Consider the following 19,476-nt stretch of genomic DNA (forward strand, 5'->3'; position numbering starts at 1 on the left):
ACATGAAACAAAAGGTCATCCGGTTAAGTCCGCCGCAGCTTCTTGTTGTGACCTTTCTATTTTTTATCATATTGGGGATGGGGCTTTTAAAGCTTCCGTTCGCCACCACTGAACCTATCTCCTGGCTCGATGCCCTGTTCACGACCACATCGGCCATGACCGTGACGGGTCTGGCCGTCGTGGATACGGGGAGCGCCTATACGCTCTTTGGTGAAATCGTCGTCATGAGCCTGATCCAGATCGGGGGGCTTGGCATCATGTCCTTTGCGGTCCTGATCTTCATGATGCTCGGGAAGAAAATCGGGTTCAAGGAACGGCTGCTCCTGCAGCAGGCCCTGAATCAAACTTCGGTGGGCGGGGTCATCAAGCTTGTGAAATATTTATTTATCTTTTCCTTTATAGTGGAGGGTTTCGCTGTCCTTTTATTGGCGGCGGAATGGGTACCGGAATACGGGTGGAGACGTGGCTTATATGTCAGTCTGTTTCATTCGATTTCCGCGTTTAATAATGCCGGATTTTCCCTCTGGTCCGACAGCCTGATGGGGTACGTGGGAAGTCCGATCGTCAATTTGACCATATCGGCCCTCTTTATTCTGGGCGGGATCGGCTTCACGGTCCTGGTGGATCTGTGGAAGTCGAAAACAATTCGCAGATTGTCCCTTCATACGAAGATCATGGTGCTTGGAACCTTCTTGATCAACGTCATCGCCTTTATGATGATTTTCGTATTGGAGTATAACAATCCCAATACCCTGGCTCAGCTTCCGCTTCCCGATAAGATTTTCGCTTCTTACTTTCAAGCGGTCACTCCCCGCACGGCAGGATTTAACACGCTCGATTTTGGAAGCATGGAGCGTTCAACGCTGCTGTTTACCATTTTACTGATGTTCATCGGGGCCGGTAGTGCTTCCACGGGTGGAGGCATCAAATTGACCACCTTTGTTGTCATCTCACTGAGTGTGTTTGCCTTTTTGAAAGAAAAGAGAGAGATTCGTATCTTCAGACGGACCATTGATCAGACGTATATTTTTAAAGCGCTGGCGGTATCGATGATCAGTGTCCTCCTTGTGTTTACGGCTTTATTCTTATTGGAAATCACGGAGAAGGATGCCTCTTTCCTTTCTTTATTATTTGAAGTGGTATCGGCCTTTGGGACGGTGGGGCTGTCCATGGGGATCACCGGGTCCCTTTCGGTGATCGGTAAATGGATCATCATCATCGTGATGTTCGTCGGGAAACTCGGACCTCTCACACTGGCCTTCTCCTTATCGCGTCCTGATAAAGAAAAGATCCGCTATCCGAAAGAAGACATTTTAACAGGTTGATACAGATGAAATCGGCTTTCCGGCTTTGCCTTTTACAGGCGGTGGGGAAGCCGATTTTTTTATAAAACAAGCAAGAATCGATCCTTAACCACGCATAAGGCTAAAAACGCCATTGTTAAGCGTTTTCATCATGGGTTTTTGATATTGACGAAACCGGTGTGCGGGATTATACTGTTGAAAAATTCTGAACTTTTGGTGGTGCTGTTGTTGAATCGTGTGTACAATTTTTCTGCTGGTCCTGCTGTTTTGCCCGAGGCTGTATTGAGGAAGGTTCAAGACGAGATATTGAATTATGGGGAAACAGGCATGTCTGTGATGGAATTAAGTCATCGGTCTGCCCCTTTCGAAAATATAATGGTAGAAGCTCAAAGGTTATTGCGTGAACTGCTTAGGGTTCCCGAGGATTATCACGTAGTCTTCATGCAGGGTGGAGCTTCCCTGCAATTTTCCATGATTCCCTTCAATTTATTGGGGAGGGGTCAAGAAGCGGACTATATCCTGACAGGCAGCTGGTCAAAGAAGGCCATCAAAGAAGCGGAGAAGGTGGGAAAGGTACGGACCTTATCACCTCATGGAAAGTATGAGATCCCTCTCTATACACCAGAAGATTTTTCCCGGGAAGCGAGCTATGTACATATCACATCCAATAATACGATCGAGGGAACCCGGTTCCATGAGTATCCGGATACTGGCGGCATTCCCCTCGTGGCAGACATGTCTTCCCACATCCTTTCCGAGAAAATAGATGTTTCTTCTTTCGGGCTCATCTATGCCGGTGCCCAGAAGAATTTGGGCCCATCCGGGGTTACGGTGGCGATCATCCATGACAGTCTGGTCGGGAAGGCATCCGAAAATTGCCCAACCATGCTTAATTACGAAACGTATGTGAAGCATGATTCCCTCTTTAATACGCCGCCGACCTTTTCCATCTATGTCTTGAAACTCGTTTTGGAATGGGTGAAGGAGAACGGAGGGGTGGAAGGGATGCAGGCCCGTAATGAGAGGAAAGCTGCACTTCTTTACCGTTGTATCGATGAATCATCCTTATTTGATAACCCCGTACCGAAGAAAAACCGTTCCCTGATGAACATCCCTTTTTCGACGGGGGACGAAGAACTGGATGCTCTCTTTCTGAAAGAAGCAAAAGCGCAAGGATTCGAATTTTTAAAAGGTCATCGTTCCGTCGGAGGAATGAGGGCGAGTATCTACAATGCCATGCCACATGAAGGAGTGGAATCGCTCGTCGATTTCATGAAAAAATTTGAAGCAGAGCAAGGAGGACGAGGAGAATGATTTCAATTAATACCTACAACGCCATCAGTCAAAGCGGATTATCACTGATCGAGGACGATCTGAACTATCATCTGAACGGTAATGGGGATCCGGATGGCATTCTCGTCAGGTCGAAAAACCTGCATGATTACGACTTTCCGGCTTCTGTTAAAGCCATCGCCCGTGCAGGGGCAGGGGTCAATAATATCCCTATCGACCTTTGTACGGAAAAAGGGATCGTGGTCTTTAATACGCCTGGCGCAAATGCAAACGCCGTCAAGGAGCTTGTACTGGCCAATTTGATTGCTTCCTCCCGCAACCTGTATTCTGCCGTTGGCTGGACCAACTCGTTAAAGGAGACGGAAGAAGATGTCCCCGGTGTCGTGGAAGCGAAGAAAAAGGAATTTGTAGGAAGTGAAATCAAAGGGAAGAAGCTTGGGGTCGTCGGCTTGGGAGCGATCGGTGTCCTTGTTGCCAACGATGCCCTTGCCCTCGGAATGGATGTGGTGGCATACGATCCATTCATCTCGGTGGATGCTGCCTGGCGACTATCCCAGGATGTGAAGCGTGCCCATCACATTGAAGAAGTGTGGGCAGAGTGTGATTTTGTAACGCTGCACATACCTTTGACAGATAAAACGTCGGGCTTTGTGAGTAAAGATGCCTTTGCGAAAATGAAAAAGGGAATGACGATCCTGAACTTTTCAAGAGGGGAGCTTGTGGAAGAGGGGGCTATGGCAGATGCACTGGATTCGGGTGTGGTCCGAAAATACGTAACCGACTTCCCGAATAAAAAGGTCCTCAGCATGAAAAATGTCGTGCCCGTCCCTCACCTCGGGGCTTCTACCGTCGAATCCGAAGAAAACTGTGCCATCATGGCCACGAAGCAGCTGAAAACCTATCTTGAAACAGGGAATATCAAGCATGCCGTCAATCTGCCGGACGTAGAGCTGCCGTACAGCGGGAAGATGAGAGTGACGGTCATGCATCAAAATATCCCGAACATGGTGGGGCAGATCGCTACCGTGCTTTCCGGATACGCCGTCAACATCGCCGACATGATCAATCGCAGTAAGCATACGTGGGCATACACGATGATCGACCTTGATCAGAAGTTAGCGGAAGATGAACAGGCTGATGTGAAACAAAGGATGAAAAACATCACCGGGGTCGTTTCCGTGCGCCTTATATAAAGTGAAAAACACTCCCTTGTTTGATGAGGGAGTGTTTTTCTCACCTCTTGCTATCCTGAAAAAACATGGACAGGCAATCCGCACGTATCTTTCCCCCGTAAAATACCATATTAGTAAGAGAAGTAGAAAAGGAATAGCCGCGAATCTTTGCATCGGGTGATCCTCCTTGATACTATTTTCATAAACTAAAGATAATCAGTGAGAGGAGAATACGATGGGAATTCATCATTATTTCAAAAGCCTATCAGACCTTGAGACGCTCATCCGCTGTCCGGGTCGATTCAAATATCATGAACATAATGTAGCAAGCCATTCGTTTAAAGTAACGAAAATCGCCCAATTCCTTGGGACCGTGGAGGAACAGAACGGGAAAGAGGTGGATTGGAAATCACTCTATGAAAAAGCATTGAACCATGATTATGCGGAACTATTCACCGGGGATATCAAAACGCCCGTGAAGTATGCTTCAGGAAAACTGCGGGAGCTCTTCAGCCAGGTGGAGGATCAAATGGTGAATAAATTCATCACAACGGAATTTCCGCCGCAATTCCAGGGTGTGTACCGGGAACGATTCAAAGAAGGGAAGGACGAGTCCCTTGAAGGAAGGATTCTTTCTGTGGCGGATAAAATCGACCTTTTATACGAATCTTTCGGGGAAATCCAAAAAGGGAATCCTGAACCATTGTTCATTGAAATCTATCAGGAAGCCTTGTCCACGATTGTAAAATATAAGGACCTGGAATGCGTTCAGTACTTCCTTGAATACGTGCTTCCCGATATGCTGTCAGAGAAATTCATCCCCCATAGTGAGCTGAAAGAGCGGACCCGGAAACTGATCCGGGAGGGGGATGAGTAAGAACCCCTTTCCAGATAGGGGAAACTTCGGTAGAATATGTGGTATTCCCTTATTTATCAAGGAGAGTTGAACGTGTCCAAAATTATTTTAGGCTTATTTTTACCAGGGTTGCTTGTCGTTCTGTTCACACGGGTGACGTACAATCATTTTGTCGGCTTGATCCTCACCGTCGCCCTCATTGCGGCTTCGGTGTCCAAGGGGTATACGGATTCCTGGTTGCTCATTGTCATAGACGCGGCTTCGTTGACCGCCGGATTCTGGTATAGTGACCGGATGATGAAAAAAGCGAAGAGAAGTGCATGAGCTTGAATGGAGCTCATGAAAAAACGAGGTCCCTCCTGCAACATAAGAGGGACCTCGTTTTTAGTTTCCTTAAGGAGTGGCGATCACATCCACATCGCTTGCCCTTACAAAGGCAAGGCGGTGATTCAGATGGATGAGATAAAATTCATCATTCCCCCAAACGATCTTGTGGGTCGTTTCCGGATTGTACGTGTAAACAGGTGCACTGTAGTAGCTTCCTTTTACCTTTTCCGTTGCCACATACGTTTGGTCGGAAGTCAGTGTGTACTGTAGAGGGGTCATCCCTCTTACCGGTATGTCTTCGGGGAACGCTTCTTCTTCCGGATAAGCCAGTCCATAAACCGGAATGCCTTTCGTCCCATCCTTTGGTGAGATCACAATACCAGATCCTTTGGTGGTGTTCGTTCCTTTAGGGTTATAAAACCACGCTTTTTGTCCACCATACCAGATTGCCGTCCAGTCATCCTGTTCTTCCGCCTTGTAAAAAGTCTGTCCCGTTACGGCTTTATTTCCCCAATTGGATGCATCAAGGGGATGAGCATTCGGAAGCGCCGCATCCTTGATGAACGGGGCATCGAAGCTTGGAGCTGTATACAAATAGACAAAGTTTGCCGATTGCTTTGGTACTGGATCCCCCGTTGGTGTCTGAAGATCCGGCATATTCGTGTGGAAGTTTGGACGGATCTGCACGACGTCTTTTTGTTTCTTGCCTGATTCAAGGGGAGCCCCCAAAATCTGCATATAATGTGCCCAATCCCAGAATGGGCCCGGATCCCAGTGCATTTTAGGTTGTCTTGATGCGGAGGTACCCGGTACTTCATCATGGGCAATGATGTGATCTCGGTCTAATGGAATATTGTACTCCTTGGACAAATGCTTTACTAATCGCGCTGACGCATGATACAGCTGCTCGTTATACCAGGCTGCCCCTTCAATGGCAATCCCTTCATGCTCGATGCCGATGCTCTTGGAATTGAAATACCAGTTCCCGGCATGCCAGGCGACATCTTTGTTGTCGATCATCTGAGTGATATCGCCGTCTGATGAACGGATTACGTAGTGGGCCGAAGCCTGGGTCCATTCTCGCTGGAACACGGTTTTGGTTAAATTATAGCTGATTTCCGTATCATGGAGGACGATGTATTTGATTTCCTGATTGTCATGTGGACGGTTGGCAATGTCGTAATTGCCATAGGACCATTCATAAAATGTCCCGTCGTGATTTATTTTCTTGTAAGCTGCCGGAACATAATGACAGGCAAGGCCGTTCGGACAATCGGCCTGAGATGCCTCGGTATCCATTTTTAAGTTTAAGGAATGGATGGAATCTCTATCAGGGTGGGTTTGTTTTGGCCCCAGGGTGATGGAAGAGCCGTCCTCTGTTTGTTTTGTCACTCCTTTATCGATCGTTTCGTACACACGGTCAGCAAAATCCTTTGCCCCCGTATAGTCGGATGAACCGCTGTATTTAGCGACTGCTCCGTACCATTCGTTTACATCAGTGGGTATCTCCCCGTTGAGATCCTTGGCATACTGTGCCAGAAGTGCCGCAGCACCGCGGATATTTTCCTTCTTGTTCTGTTTTAACGTTTCTGGTTCAAGAGAGAGAAGGGCAGCAGCTGTATTCAGAGTGTGAAGAGTGGGATCATTAATATCTAATGTAGATTCCATTTTTACTGTTGATCCTTCTAGAGATGGAAGGGCCACGTCTTCTTTACCGGACAAAAACATATGAGGGGCTTCATCGCTGTGTGTATCTTTTAAGTCAACAGTGCTTACATCCGTCAGATGCATCAATCCGTACCCGCCGGAAGCACTGGGCTTTCCGTCATGGTGCTCCCATAACGACATGTTGTATCCGACTGCGAGCAAAATATCCACAGGTACGCCAAACTCCTGTGATGCTGCTTGAAATGCTTCCTGTAACTCAAGTGAATCCACCGTGGCTGCCCTGGCGATCCCTTGAGAAGGAATCGACGTAGGCATAATGGCAGAACCTAATAAGAACCCCGTTAGACTGAGACTGCCTGCAACTTTCAACCATTTTGATTTTTTCATACATTCCTCCTGTACCTATGTAGTTTAGTAGAATCTATAAAAAGCTTAAAGAACAATAGACTGAATAGTCAATCAATTATTGAATATATGCCTAGATGAATATTTGGGGAAGAAAGAGTGAGAATTGTGGATAAAGAGTGAATTATGTGAATAACATGCGTTTAGAAGTACTTATTCACAAGTTGAATCCGCATACATTGGGATTGTTCACAAGAAATTTGACGAATTGTGAATAAGTTTATAGATTTTCCACAAGGAATACATGGTTATACACATAGTTATGCACAGGGTGTGTATAGAAATGGTCGATTACTGTCGAAAGAAGACAGAAAACCTCCTATTCTTTGTCGAATCCACATTCTTTTCCTTGTTCCTGTTCGAAACGTAAACTTATCCACAATGCCGGTAATGAAGGTCCGTCTCTGAATAAACGAACTTTTGTTCGCTTATTGTTGGTTAATCCGGAGGGAAATGTGGTAGAATGTGTATAGATGAATGTACAGTGTTTAAGATGGGTATAAGTAGGTAAATACAAGGTAGCAGTCCTTTATTATAGGAGGTTTCACGGTGAAAGATCAATTCGAGCTCAAGTCTAAATATAAACCAGAGGGGGATCAGCCCCTCGCCATAGAGAAACTGGTGCAGGGGATAAATGAAGGCAAACGCCATCAAACCTTACTTGGGGCAACCGGGACAGGAAAGACCTTCACTGTCTCCAATGTGATCAAGCAGGTTGAAAAGCCGACCCTCATCATCGCTCATAATAAAACGTTGGCGGGGCAGCTCTACAGTGAGTTTAAGGAGTTTTTTCCCGATAACGCCGTTGAATATTTTGTAAGTTACTATGATTACTATCAGCCGGAAGCATATGTTCCACAAACCGATACCTTCATTGAAAAGGATGCCAGCATCAATGATGAAATTGATAAATTGAGGCACTCTGCCACATCCTCCCTGTTTGAACGGAAAGATGTCATCATCATTGCCAGCGTGTCATGTATTTACGGTTTAGGTAATCCGGAAGAGTATCGTGAGCTCGTCCTTTCCCTCAGGACAGGGATGGAAATTGAACGGAACCAATTGCTTCGTAAACTTGTGGATATCCAATATGAACGAAATGACATCGACTTTCAGCGCGGGACTTTCCGTGTGCGCGGAGACGTAGTGGAAATTTTCCCTGCTTCCCGTGATGAACACTGTATGCGTGTAGAATTTTTCGGGGATGAAATTGACCGGATCCGTGAAGTGGATGCCCTTACGGGTGAAATCATGGGTGACCGTGACCATATCGCAATCTTCCCGGCTTCCCATTTCGTTACCCGTGAAGAGAAATTACAGGTTGCCATCAAGAATATTGAAAAAGAACTCGAAGAACAGCTGGCGATCATGAAGGAAGAGAACAAGCTGCTCGAAGCTCAGAGGCTGGAACAGCGAACCCGGTATGACCTTGAAATGATGAGGGAAATGGGGTTCTGCTCAGGGATCGAGAACTATTCCCGCCACCTGACATTGCGACCGGCAGGATCGACCCCTTATACGCTCCTGGATTATTTCCCGGATGACTTCCTGATCGTAGTGGATGAGTCCCATGTGACGCTTCCTCAAATCAGGGGGATGTTCAACGGGGATCAGGCACGTAAAAAAGTGCTCGTGGACCACGGTTTCCGTCTGCCTTCAGCCATGGACAACCGTCCCCTGCGCTTTGAAGAGTTCGAGAAGAAAACCCAGCAGCTTCTCTATGTTTCAGCAACTCCCGGACCGTATGAATTGGAGCATAGCCCTGAGATGGTCGAGCAGATCATCCGGCCGACGGGACTTCTTGACCCTGTCATCGAAGTGCGACCGATCGAAGGCCAAATAGATGATCTATTAGGTGAGATCAATGAACGGATCGAGAAAAACGAACGTGTCCTCGTGACGACGCTAACGAAGAAAATGTCAGAGGATCTCTCTGCCTATCTGAAGGAAATCGGAATCAAAGTCCAATACCTCCACTCTGAAATCAAGACGTTGGAGCGTATTGAAATCATACGGGATCTTCGTTTGGGAAAATACGACGTTTTAGTCGGAATCAACTTACTCCGTGAAGGTCTGGACATACCTGAAGTGTCGCTTGTCACCATATTGGATGCTGACAAGGAAGGCTTCCTGCGTTCGGAACGTTCCCTCATCCAAACGATCGGCCGTGCAGCCCGTAACAGTAACGGGAAAGTCATCATGTACGCAGACAAGATCACAGATTCCATGCAGAAAGCACTCGACGAAACCGAACGTCGCCGCACGATACAACAAGAATACAATGAAAAGCACGGCGTTACCCCGATGACCATACAAAAAGAAATCCGGGATGTCATCAGGGCGACTCATGCCGCTGAAGAAGCAGGGGTTTATGAAGGAGAACAGACAAAGGTTTCGAAAATGTCTAAACCGGAGCGACAAAAACTTATTGCTAGCCTGGAAGTGGAAATGAAGGAAGCAGCCAAGGCACTGGACTTCGAACGTGCCGCACAGCTTCGTGATACCATTCTTGAGCTCAAGGCGGAAGGATGAACGAATCATGGCGCAGGATCAAATAATCGTACAAGGAGCTAGAGCTCATAATTTAAAAAATATAGATATTAACATCCCACGGGATCAACTGGTCGTATTAACGGGACTCTCAGGATCGGGGAAATCGTCCCTTGCCTTTGATACCATTTATGCAGAGGGGCAGAGACGTTATGTGGAATCCCTTTCTGCCTATGCCCGTCAATTCCTGGGGCAGATGGATAAACCGGATGTCGACGCGATCGAAGGATTGTCGCCGGCCATTTCCATCGATCAAAAAACGACGAGCCGAAATCCCCGTTCAACAGTGGGGACGGTAACCGAAATTTATGATTATCTCCGATTGTTGTTTGCCAGGGTCGGAAAACCGATCTGCCCGAATCACGGAATCGAAATCACCTCCCAGACGATCGAACAGATGGTGGATCGGGTCATGGAATATCCGGAGAGAACCAAACTGCAGGTCCTGGCACCTGTTGTGTCGGGCCGAAAAGGGACCCACGTGAAAACCCTTGAAGATATCAAGAAGCAGGGATTCGTCCGGGTCCGGATAAACGGGGAGGTCCAGGATCTAGGAGAAGAAATCTCTTTAGAAAAAAATAAGAAGCACTCCATCGAAGTGATCATCGACCGGATCGTAGTGAAAGAAGGAGTGGCTGCCCGCCTCTCCGACTCACTTGAAACGGCACTGAGACTGGCAGATGGACAGGTGATCATCGATGTAATCGGAGAAGATGAGCTTCTTTTCAGTGAACATCATGCATGCCCGTATTGTGGATTCTCGATCACGGAGCTTGAACCAAGGATGTTTTCCTTCAATAGTCCATTCGGAGCCTGTCCGAGCTGTGACGGCCTCGGGACAAAGCTTGAGGTGGATAAGGAGCTCGTCATCCCCAATTGGGACCGCACCCTCAATGAACATGCGATCGCTCCCTGGGAACCGACAAGCTCTCAGTACTATCCATCCCTTCTGAAAGCGGTATGCGACCATTATGAAATTCCCATGGATATCCCCGTGAAGGATATCCCGAAACATCAGATGGATAAGATCCTCTTCGGATCGGGTAAGGATGAGATCTACTTCCGATACGAGAACGATTTCGGACAGGTCCGGGAAAACTATCTTCGTTTCGAAGGGGTCATCCCGAATGTGGAAAGACGCTACCGTGAAACGAGCTCGGACTATATCCGGGAGCAGATGGAAAAGTACATGGCACAGCAGGACTGTCCAACATGTCACGGCCACCGTCTGAAGGAAGAGAGTCTCGCCGTGAAGGTCGATTCCCTTCACATCGGGGAAGTAACGGCTTTTTCGATTGAAGAAGCGGAGCAGTTCTTCCAAAGTCTCGAACTCTCTGAAAAAGATATGAAGATTGCCAACCTTATTTTGCGGGAGATCCGCGAACGGCTTGGCTTCCTTGTCAATGTGGGACTCGAGTACCTGACGCTTAGCCGTGCGGCAGGGACGTTATCGGGTGGGGAGGCCCAGCGGATCCGTCTGGCGACACAAATCGGTTCCCGTCTGACAGGTGTCCTCTACATTCTGGACGAACCATCCATCGGCTTGCATCAGCGGGATAATGACCGTCTGATCGACACGTTGAAGAATATGCGTGAAATCGGTAATACCTTGATCGTCGTCGAGCATGATGAAGATACGATGATGGCAGCGGATTATCTGATCGATATCGGACCGGGAGCGGGTGTTCATGGTGGAGAGGTCGTATCGGCTGGAACCCCGCAGGAAGTAATGGATGATCCGGGCTCATTGACCGGTCAGTATTTGTCAGGGAAGAAATTCATCCCCCTTCCACAGGAACGACGCAATCCCGACGGCCGTTACCTGGAGATTGTGGGAGCCAAGGAAAATAACCTGAACAACGTCAAGGTCAAGCTTCCCCTGGGGATCTTCACCGCTGTGACCGGGGTATCGGGATCAGGGAAAAGTACGCTGATCAACGAAATCCTCCACAAGTCCCTTGCTCAGAAGCTTCATAATGCGAAATCGAAGCCGGGAGAGCATAAAGAAGTGAAGGGGATCGAACATCTTGATAAAGTCATTGATATCGACCAATCACCGATCGGCCGCACGCCGAGATCCAATCCGGCTACGTATACCGGTGTATTCGATGATATCCGTGATGTATTCGCCACCACCAACGAAGCGAAAGTCCGGGGCTATAAAAAGGGCCGTTTCAGCTTTAACGTAAAAGGCGGCCGCTGTGAAGCCTGCCGCGGGGACGGGATCATTAAGATTGAAATGCATTTCCTTCCTGATGTGTACGTTCCGTGCGAAGTGTGCCACGGGAAACGATACAACCGGGAAACCCTTGAGGTGAAATACAAGGATAAAAATATTTCAGACGTCCTTGAAATGACCGTCGAAGACGCAGTGAAATTCTTCGAAAATATTCCAAAGATCAAGCGGAAGCTGCAGACGATCTTTGATGTTGGTCTCGGCTACATTACATTGGGTCAGCCGGCTACCACCTTATCAGGCGGGGAAGCCCAGCGTGTGAAGCTAGCATCTGAATTGCATCGCCGCTCGACGGGACGCTCTCTCTATATTCTGGATGAGCCGACGACGGGTCTTCATGTGGACGACATCGCCCGCCTCCTCGTCGTTCTTCAACGTCTCGTTGAAAACGGGGATACTGTCCTGGTCATCGAACACAATCTCGATGTCATCAAGGCAGCTGACTACCTTGTGGACCTTGGTCCTGAAGGCGGGGACAAAGGCGGTAAAATCGTCGCCACCGGCACCCCCGAAAAAGTCGCCGAAGTACAAGGCTCATACACAGGTAAATACCTCAAGCCCGTACTCGAACGCGACCGTGAACGGATGAAAAAGAAAATCCGTGAAAAAGAAGAAGTGACAAACTAACGATGAAGGGAGATGCATAGCGCATCTCTCTTTTTTTGAAATGAACATGGCAGTAAGTTTCAACTACACCTCTATATAAGAGGGATGGACTTTCTGTATACTCTTTTTAAAATGATGTCAGAGTATCAGGGTTGAGAAACATCTGCTTGTCAAGTTGATTGAAGCGGAAGGTGCTCGACTCCTGCGGGAAAGCTGGAAAGCACGAAAAGCGCAGGCGGCTCGCACAGCCCCGACAAGCATAAGATGAATGGGCTTAAGAAGGCGCTATTTGCCTTCTTAGACCATTTAGCTTATGACCTCGAGGGGCTAGCCGCCGGAGCTAGACAGTTGAGACCCCGCAGGGCTTTAGCCCGAGGAGGCTCAACTCACGCCCCGCGGAAAGCGAGCACCTGCAGCGGAAATCAACCAGTACTAGCTTCATTAAGAAAGCCAACAAATGAAGCCCTGTTAAAATGGATACCACCCAAACACCTCTCCATACCTACCCAAACTCAGCCTCAAGATGGAGTGAAGAACACCTCCCATATGAGAAAATAAGATTATAAGCAAATGCATTGAAACCTTTTGCCCAACGTATCGTAAATAATAGTAGAGGAGATGATTAAGATGGAGACCAATAAGGTATTATCAGCCCTGTGCTATTTTAGTATATTTTTTGCCGGCTTTCTTTTTCCCTTGATCGTGTATTTTGTATCAGATAACCCTTACGTGAAAAAGGATGCAAAAGCAGCGTTTTTATCTCACTTATTACCGGTCATCGCGGTTCCCCTTGTCATTGCGGGCTTAGTTATGGATATGGGGGTTTTCGCGAGTGGTGCGGGACTGCCGGTTTTCACCGTCATCATGATCGGTTTAGCCATATTAGTTAGTGTTGTCGTGGTCATTTGGAATGTGTATAAGGGCATCAAAGTACTTTTATAATCAGTAAAGGGGATGAAAGAGTATGAATGAAGAACGCAAACGCATTTTGGATATGTTGGAAAATGGGACGATTTCGGCACAGGAAGCAGTGGCATTACTGGAAGCACTTGATAAAACACCGAATTCATCCAAGCCGAAAGAGAAGGATTTTCTTGATGACTTTGTATCCATCTTTCAGGATGAGAAAAAGGGTGAAAAAGATCACTCTTCCCATACAGGGAATCCGAAAGATAAGCTCCTTGATTTCATGAATTCGGCGTTAAACAAAATCAAGAATTTCGACTTTGACTTCCAATGGAATCAGTCGGTTGAATTATCTCATGTCTACCAACAGCCAAATACGGATTTCGACAAAATGGACATCGACGTGGCCAATGGGAAGGTGGAGCTCATTCCGTGGGACGGTGAGGAAGTCCGTGTGGAATGCGACGCCAAGGTTTATCGTACGGAAGATCATGAAGAGGCGAGGAAGCAGTTCATGGAAAATACGTCCTTCGCCATCGACGGGGATACGCTTTATTACTCGACGCAGTTAAAGTGGATGAAAGTGGATTCCAAGCTTTACATTCCGAAGCATCAATATAAAAGGATATCGGTCCGGTTATTCAATGGAGGCTTGAAAGCCGATCATCTTGAAGTTCAGGATCTTCGTGCCAAGGCGGCGAACGGAAAGATCCATATCGATCACCTGACGACAAAGAAAGCCGAGGTGGAAACCTCGAACGGTGCGATTTTCATCTTCAACGCAAAAGCCGACCACGTAGAAGCGGAATCCATTAACGGCAAGGTCCAGGTCGAAGGGGATATTTCCTATTCTGATGTGCAATCTTTGAATGGAAACATTGTTTGTGCCCTGACCGGGGAGAAAGCCGACACGGTGCACGCTAAAACGGTGACCGGCAATATTGATTTATTCGTTCCTGAAAACATCAATATTTCCGGGGAGGCCAAATCGAACTTCGGTAGTTTTAAGGTTGAACTGGAGGGTATTGATGTATTAGAAGAAAAAAATGAAGTGGTCCAAAAATCGATCCGTTTCAGTCGGAAAATGGACTCACTGGATAAGCTTCATCTTTTTGCGGAAACAAAAGCAGGATCTGTCCTCATAAAAAAGCATGAACAGAAGAATGTTAATAAGGACAACGCATAAGATGAGAAAGAAGGAATAACGATGAAAAAACGTTTAGCACGATCAAGGTCTGACCGGAAGCTGGCGGGAGTGATCGGTGGATTATCCCGTTATGCAGGGATCGATTCAACAATCCTGAGGGTGATCTTCATCATCCTCCTCATTCCAACGGGGTTTTTCCCGCTCGGTATCGTATATGGTTTATTGGCCTTCGTGCTGCCGCATGAGGAGGAAGCCATCAGATAATGAGATGGATTATTGGAATTTTAATCAATGCAGTCATTTTTATTGCATTGGCCGGTTTTTTTGAGGGATTCGAAGTGTCCGGTATCGGGGCTGCGATAGGAGCGAGCTTTATCCTGTCGATCCTGAATGTGCTCGTGAAGCCGATTTTGATCATCCTCACACTGCCCGTCACGATTTTATCCCTGGGGCTGTTTCTATTCGTCATCAATGCGATTACGTTACTGTTGACGGATGGCCTGATGGGAAGCAGCTTTGAGCTATCAGGTTTTGGCATGGCATTTCTGGCATCGATCATTCTGTCACTTGCCAATCTCGTGATCCAAAAAGCGGTGCTCGAACCGATGAAAGAGAAATAAGAAATAATGGAAAGGCTCTGTCTCGATTCATGAGGCAGGGTCTTTCTTTTATAAAACAAATGAGTTAGAAGCAAGCCGCCTTGCGCTTTTCTCCATAATTGCTAAAATAGGTTAGAGTACGCATATAAATATGAAGTGAGTGTAATGTGAAGGAGGAGCTGCTTGTGGCAAAAGTTCGCACAAAAGATATCGTCGAGAAGTTTAATTTGGAGCTTGTCGGCGGAGAAGAAGGTTTACATAGACCCATTACGACGAGTGATATTTCCCGCCCCGGACTCGAGATGGCCGGCTATTTCAACTACTATCCTGCAGAACGCATTCAATTACTGGGGAAAACCGAGTTATCCTTCCTGGAGCTGTTGGACGAAGCGGAACGCAAACGCAGAATGGAAGCACTCTGCACGGATATCACCCCAGGCATCATCATTTCAAGGGACCTGGAGATACCGGATGAGCTTGTGGAAGCTGCGAACCGCTATGATGTCCCCGTCATGCGTTCGTCGATGAAAACGACACGGTTTTCTTCAAGACTGACCAATTATTTGGAAAGTAAGCTTGCTCCTACAACAGCCATTCACGGTGTATTGGTCGATATCTACGGGGTAGGGGTGTTGATCACCGGGAAAAGCGGCGTCGGGAAAAGTGAGACCGCCCTTGAACTTGTGAAAAGGGGACACCGCCTGGTAGCGGATGATTGTGTGGAGATCAGACAGGAGGATATGGATACGTTAATCGGCAGCTCCCCTGAGTTGATCGAGCATCTTCTGGAAATCCGCGGTCTGGGGATCATCAATGTCATGACGCTATTCGGTGCCGGAGCGGTGCGCAGCTACAAGCGTATTACCCTGTGCATCAACCTGGAGCTTTGGGATAAAGCGAAACAGTACGACCGCCTTGGACTCGAAGAAGAGAAAATGAAGATCATTGATACGGATATCACCAAATATACCGTACCGGTCCGTCCTGGACGAAATCTTGCCGTCATCATCGAGGTGGCAGCCATGAATTTCCGCCTGAAACGTATGGGCGTCAATGCAGCCGAGCAATTTACGAATCGTCTCGCCGATGTGATTGAAGACGGGGAGAATGAAGATATCTAAGCTTTACATAAATTATATCGCTTTAACGATCATGGCATCTTAAAGGAGAAAAAGGAGAGACAAAATGAACGAGAACATTACGCCAATCGATCCCATTGCCATTTCATTGGGACCGATCCAGGTACACTGGTACGGAGTCATCATCGGACTTGGGATTGCATTGGGACTTTATTTAGTCATTCGTGAGAGCAAGCGTTTAGGCCTTCATCCCGATACCTTCATCGATTTGCTCGTGTGGGCGATCCCGATCGCCATCATCTGTGCCCGTATTTATTATGTCGTTTTCGAGTGGGACAATTACTATGCAGATCATCCCGGGGATATCATCAAAGTTTGGAACGGCGGGATTGCCATTCATGGCGCGCTGATCGGTTCGGTCCTGACGACGTTTGTTTTTGCGAAAATAAAGGGGCTGTCTTTCTGGAAATTGACGGATATTGCGGCCCCGAGCATCATCCTGGGTCAGGCGATCGGACGCTGGGGTAACTTTGTGAACCAGGAGGCCCACGGCGGTGAAGTATCCCGGGCATTCCTTGAAAACCTCAAGCTTCCAGACTTCATCATCAATCAAATGTACATCGACGGAGCGTATTATCACCCTACCTTCCTGTATGAATCCCTGTGGAGTTTTGCTGGGTTGATCCTTCTGCTTATCCTGAGAAGAAAAGCGGGCTGGCTGCGCCGGGGAGAACTGTTCCTTACGTATGTGGTCTGGTATTCCATCGGCCGTTTCTATGTAGAGGGACTCCGGACGGACAGTCTGATGATGGGGTCTTTCCGATTCGCACAGGTGATTTCTGTCATCCTGATCATTGCCGCGGTCGCTGTATTCTTTTACAGAAGAAAAGCGGGTCTTGCGAAAAAGGCATATGATGAGAAGACGGATACAGTGAACGCTTAACAGAAGGGGAGTAAGGAGTATGAGGATGTCATCTTTGAAAAATGGCGGACTGACTGGATTGAAAACAACGTGGTCGTTGGGGAAAGTCATCTTCCCGATCACGCTGATCGTGTTTTTGCTTCAATACACACCTGTCCTTCCCTGGATCATGGAGAGAATCTCTCCGTTCATGAAGCTTCTCGGCTTATCCGGTGATGCGGCGATTCCCCTCGTCCTGGGGAATTTCCTGAACCTTTATGCGGGGATCGGGGGGATTTTGTCCCTTGATTTGACGGTGAAGGAAGTATTCATCATTGCGGTGATGCTTTCGTTCTCCCATAATCTGTTCATCGAGTCGACGGTCGCATCAAAAGTGGGCGTGAAGATCTGGCTGATTGTTGCCGTAAGGATCGGGCTCGCCCTCTTGTCTGCCGTGGTGATCAATCTTGTATGGAGTGGCGGATCGGAAATCGCCAAATACGGGATGATGCCCCCTCAGCAGGCGGAACCGGATGGATGGGGGGAGATCCTGTTGCTTGGCCTTGAAAAAGCAGGATTCGGTGTCCTGCAATTGGCCCTGATCGTCATTCCCCTCATGATGGTCATTCAGGTCATGAAAGACTTGAAATGGATGGACGTCTTTTCCCGCTGGATGTCCCCTGCCACGCGTGCCCTCGGTATGAATGAGAATACCTCGTCGACGATGGTGGCGGGACTCGTCATCGGTCTTGCCTACGGGGCAGGGGTGATGATCCAGGCCGTCAAGGAAGACGGGGTCAGCAAGAAAGATGTGACAATCGCCTTCATCTTTTTAGTGGCGTGCCACGCAGTGGTGGAAGATACACTGATTTTCATCCCCCTCGGCATACCCGTACTGCCCCTCCTTTTGATCAGGCTGGTGACCGCCATCCTGTTAACCATGGCGGTGGCGTATTTCTGGAACAAAGTCGATGCTAAGAAAGTAAAGGAGCTGCATTATGAGCAGGATTACAACAATACTATTTGACTTGGATGGAACACTGATCAACACGAATGATCTGATCATTTCATCCTTTTTGCATACATTGAATCATTACTACCCGGGGCAATATGAGGAAAAAGACGTTCACCCTTTTATGGGACCGCCCCTTGAAGAGTCATTCGGTGGATTGAATCCTGATAAGATGGAGGAAATGTGTGCCCACTACCGTGCCTACAATCATGAACATCATGACGCCCTCGTAACAGAGTTTGAGGGAGTGTATGAAACCGTGAAGACGCTTTACGACAATGGCTACAAACTGGCCATCGTCTCGACGAAGGTCCGTGATGTGGTGCTGAAAGGTCTGGACCTGATGAACCTTCGTCCGTTCTTCGAAGTCATCATCACCCTTGATGAAGTCGAGAACGCGAAGCCCCATCCCGAACCGATCGAGAAAGCATTGATCGCACTCGGGTCTTCGCCGGGAGAGGCCATCATGATCGGAGACAATCATCACGACATCTTGGCCGGTAAAAATGCCGGTGTCCTGTCGGCGGGTGTCGCCTGGAGTGCGAAGGGAAGAGAGCATCTAGCCCATTACGAGCCGGACTTCATGCTTGAAAACATGAAAGATTTATTGGCCATCGTGGGAGCCCCGACTGCATGAGACGGACGACCCGCTATCCTGTAGAAGGAGCAAACTCCCTCTGGCATGTGTACAAGACCGTTCCATTCGGGAAGGTCGTCAAAAATTTCATCGTCATCCAGCTCGCGCGCTACACCCCATTTTTAGGTATTAAGAATTGGCTGTATAAGACGTTTTTGCGGATGAAGATCGGGGAGCATACCTCGTTTGCCCTGATGGTGATGCTGGATGTGATGTTTCCAGAGAAGATTTCGGTGGGACGGAACACGGTCATCGGATATAACACAACGATCCTTGCCCATGAATATTTGATCAAGGAATACCGCCTCGGTGAAGTGGAAATCGGTTCGGAAGTGATGATCGGTGCCAACACGACGGTGTTACCGGGAGTGAAAATCGGTGACGGTGCCATCGTCTCAGCGGGCACCCTTGTACATAAAGATGTTCCCGCCGGTGCCTTCGTCGGGGGGAACCCGATGAAAGTCATCTACACAAAAGACGAATTAGCCGAACGTTGGCGGGAAGATGTCATCTACGGATTGAAAAGAGAAGAATAAGGGAAAAGGCAAAGATAGAGCGGATACTGTCTTTGCCTTTTTTGTATGATACACGATGAAAGCGCATTCGAAGGTGGGATGAATGAGAAGGCCGCTGCGACACGAACGATCGACCCCCGAAAATTACTCCCGTCAAAACGGTTGACGAATAAAAAAAGAAACGCTACACTACAAATAACTTTATTTTATTAGCACATTAGCGAACTAAAGGATTTCTGAATAATCGAGAAGTAGTAGCAATC

17 protein-coding genes are annotated in these 19,476 nt (G+C 47.8%); 16 read left to right on the top strand and 1 reads right to left on the bottom strand.

Features of this window, described 5'->3' with window-relative positions:
- Positions 1-2 precede the first annotated feature (2 nt).
- The 5 genes from CN378_RS11190 to CN378_RS11210 all read left to right on the top strand — a co-directional run bounded on the left by CN378_RS11190 (position 3) and on the right by CN378_RS11210 (position 4,949).
- Positions 3-1,325, top strand: a complete 1,323-nt coding sequence (locus CN378_RS11190; RefSeq protein ID WP_098351976.1) for a TrkH family potassium uptake protein — start codon at positions 3-5, stop codon at positions 1,323-1,325.
- Positions 1,326-1,532: 207 nt separating this feature from the next.
- Positions 1,533-2,618 (top strand): 3-phosphoserine/phosphohydroxythreonine transaminase, encoded by a 1,086-nt coding sequence (gene serC, locus CN378_RS11195; RefSeq protein ID WP_098352038.1) that lies wholly within the window; start codon positions 1,533-1,535, stop codon positions 2,616-2,618.
- Complete coding sequence (locus CN378_RS11200; protein WP_098351977.1) at positions 2,615-3,790, top strand: phosphoglycerate dehydrogenase; 1,176 nt, start codon at positions 2,615-2,617, stop codon at positions 3,788-3,790. The genes serC and CN378_RS11200 overlap by 4 nt, the downstream gene beginning before the upstream one ends.
- 214 nt (positions 3,791-4,004) lie before the next feature.
- A complete protein-coding gene (locus tag CN378_RS11205) occupies positions 4,005-4,646 on the top strand; it encodes an HD domain-containing protein (RefSeq protein WP_098351978.1) in 642 nt (213 codons plus the stop codon).
- 36 nt (positions 4,647-4,682) lie between these two features.
- A complete protein-coding gene (locus CN378_RS11210) occupies positions 4,683-4,949 on the top strand; it encodes a CsbA family protein (RefSeq protein WP_098351979.1) in 267 nt (88 codons plus the stop codon).
- 69 nt (positions 4,950-5,018) lie between these two features.
- On the opposite strand, the gene CN378_RS11215 is transcribed toward CN378_RS11210, so the two are convergent.
- A complete protein-coding gene (locus CN378_RS11215) occupies positions 5,019-7,007 on the bottom strand; it encodes an N-acetylmuramoyl-L-alanine amidase (protein ID WP_098351980.1) in 1,989 nt (662 codons plus the stop codon).
- A 567-nt stretch (positions 7,008-7,574) separates the two neighbouring features.
- Between CN378_RS11215 and uvrB the strand changes: the two genes are divergently transcribed.
- The 11 genes from uvrB to CN378_RS11270 all read left to right on the top strand — a co-directional run bounded on the left by uvrB (position 7,575) and on the right by CN378_RS11270 (position 19,234).
- On the top strand, positions 7,575-9,557 hold the full coding sequence (uvrB, locus tag CN378_RS11220; RefSeq protein ID WP_098351981.1) for an excinuclease ABC subunit UvrB: 1,983 nt from the start codon (positions 7,575-7,577) through the stop codon (positions 9,555-9,557).
- Between the two features lie 7 nt (positions 9,558-9,564).
- Positions 9,565-12,438 (top strand): excinuclease ABC subunit UvrA, encoded by a 2,874-nt coding sequence (uvrA, locus tag CN378_RS11225; RefSeq protein WP_098351982.1) that lies wholly within the window; start codon positions 9,565-9,567, stop codon positions 12,436-12,438.
- Between the two features lie 606 nt (positions 12,439-13,044).
- The gene (locus tag CN378_RS11230; RefSeq protein ID WP_098351983.1) at positions 13,045-13,359 is read left to right on the top strand and encodes a magnetosome magnetite crystal formation protein family; all 315 of its coding nucleotides are present in this window, start codon (positions 13,045-13,047) and stop codon (positions 13,357-13,359) included.
- Between the two features lie 22 nt (positions 13,360-13,381).
- Complete coding sequence (locus CN378_RS11235) at positions 13,382-14,509, top strand: DUF4097 family beta strand repeat-containing protein (RefSeq protein WP_098351984.1); 1,128 nt, start codon at positions 13,382-13,384, stop codon at positions 14,507-14,509.
- A 21-nt stretch (positions 14,510-14,530) separates the two neighbouring features.
- Positions 14,531-14,734 (top strand): PspC domain-containing protein, encoded by a 204-nt coding sequence (locus CN378_RS11240; RefSeq protein ID WP_098351985.1) that lies wholly within the window; start codon positions 14,531-14,533, stop codon positions 14,732-14,734.
- Positions 14,734-15,090, top strand: coding sequence for a phage holin family protein (locus CN378_RS11245; RefSeq protein WP_098351986.1), 357 nt, complete (start codon positions 14,734-14,736; stop codon positions 15,088-15,090). Before CN378_RS11240 ends, CN378_RS11245 begins: the two co-directional genes overlap by 1 nt.
- Before the next feature lie 164 nt (positions 15,091-15,254).
- Complete coding sequence (hprK, locus tag CN378_RS11250; protein WP_098351987.1) at positions 15,255-16,190, top strand: HPr(Ser) kinase/phosphatase; 936 nt, start codon at positions 15,255-15,257, stop codon at positions 16,188-16,190.
- A gap of 64 nt (positions 16,191-16,254) precedes the next feature.
- The gene (lgt, locus tag CN378_RS11255; protein WP_098351988.1) at positions 16,255-17,091 is read left to right on the top strand and encodes a prolipoprotein diacylglyceryl transferase; all 837 of its coding nucleotides are present in this window, start codon (positions 16,255-16,257) and stop codon (positions 17,089-17,091) included.
- A gap of 19 nt (positions 17,092-17,110) precedes the next feature.
- Positions 17,111-18,076 (top strand): nucleoside recognition domain-containing protein, encoded by a 966-nt coding sequence (locus tag CN378_RS11260; protein WP_098351989.1) that lies wholly within the window; start codon positions 17,111-17,113, stop codon positions 18,074-18,076.
- The gene (ppaX, locus tag CN378_RS11265; protein WP_098351990.1) at positions 18,048-18,698 is read left to right on the top strand and encodes a pyrophosphatase PpaX; all 651 of its coding nucleotides are present in this window, start codon (positions 18,048-18,050) and stop codon (positions 18,696-18,698) included. Before CN378_RS11260 ends, ppaX begins: the two co-directional genes overlap by 29 nt.
- Positions 18,695-19,234, top strand: coding sequence for an acyltransferase (locus CN378_RS11270; protein ID WP_098351991.1), 540 nt, complete (start codon positions 18,695-18,697; stop codon positions 19,232-19,234). Before ppaX ends, CN378_RS11270 begins: the two co-directional genes overlap by 4 nt.
- Positions 19,235-19,476: the final 242 nt, after the last annotated feature.

Origin of the sequence: Bacillus sp. AFS015802, from assembly GCF_002561455.1 — a bacterium.
In the GTDB taxonomy this organism is placed as follows: domain Bacteria; phylum Bacillota; class Bacilli; order Bacillales; family Bacillaceae_B; genus Rossellomorea.

Coding starts and splice junctions, on each gene's coding strand:
- CN378_RS11190 (WP_098351976.1), top strand. CDS start 3: ATGAAACAAAAGGTCATCCGGTTAAGTCCGCCGCAGCTTCTTGTTGTG.
- CN378_RS11200 (WP_098351977.1), top strand. CDS start 2,615: ATGATTTCAATTAATACCTACAACGCCATCAGTCAAAGCGGATTATCA.
- CN378_RS11205 (WP_098351978.1), top strand. CDS start 4,005: ATGGGAATTCATCATTATTTCAAAAGCCTATCAGACCTTGAGACGCTC.
- CN378_RS11210 (WP_098351979.1), top strand. CDS start 4,683: ATGTGGTATTCCCTTATTTATCAAGGAGAGTTGAACGTGTCCAAAATT.
- CN378_RS11215 (WP_098351980.1), bottom strand. CDS start 7,007: ATGAAAAAATCAAAATGGTTGAAAGTTGCAGGCAGTCTCAGTCTAACG.
- uvrA (WP_098351982.1), top strand. CDS start 9,565: ATGGCGCAGGATCAAATAATCGTACAAGGAGCTAGAGCTCATAATTTA.
- CN378_RS11230 (WP_098351983.1), top strand. CDS start 13,045: ATGGAGACCAATAAGGTATTATCAGCCCTGTGCTATTTTAGTATATTT.
- CN378_RS11235 (WP_098351984.1), top strand. CDS start 13,382: ATGAATGAAGAACGCAAACGCATTTTGGATATGTTGGAAAATGGGACG.
- CN378_RS11240 (WP_098351985.1), top strand. CDS start 14,531: ATGAAAAAACGTTTAGCACGATCAAGGTCTGACCGGAAGCTGGCGGGA.
- CN378_RS11245 (WP_098351986.1), top strand. CDS start 14,734: ATGAGATGGATTATTGGAATTTTAATCAATGCAGTCATTTTTATTGCA.
- lgt (WP_098351988.1), top strand. CDS start 16,255: ATGAACGAGAACATTACGCCAATCGATCCCATTGCCATTTCATTGGGA.
- CN378_RS11260 (WP_098351989.1), top strand. CDS start 17,111: ATGAGGATGTCATCTTTGAAAAATGGCGGACTGACTGGATTGAAAACA.
- ppaX (WP_098351990.1), top strand. CDS start 18,048: ATGAGCAGGATTACAACAATACTATTTGACTTGGATGGAACACTGATC.
- CN378_RS11270 (WP_098351991.1), top strand. CDS start 18,695: ATGAGACGGACGACCCGCTATCCTGTAGAAGGAGCAAACTCCCTCTGG.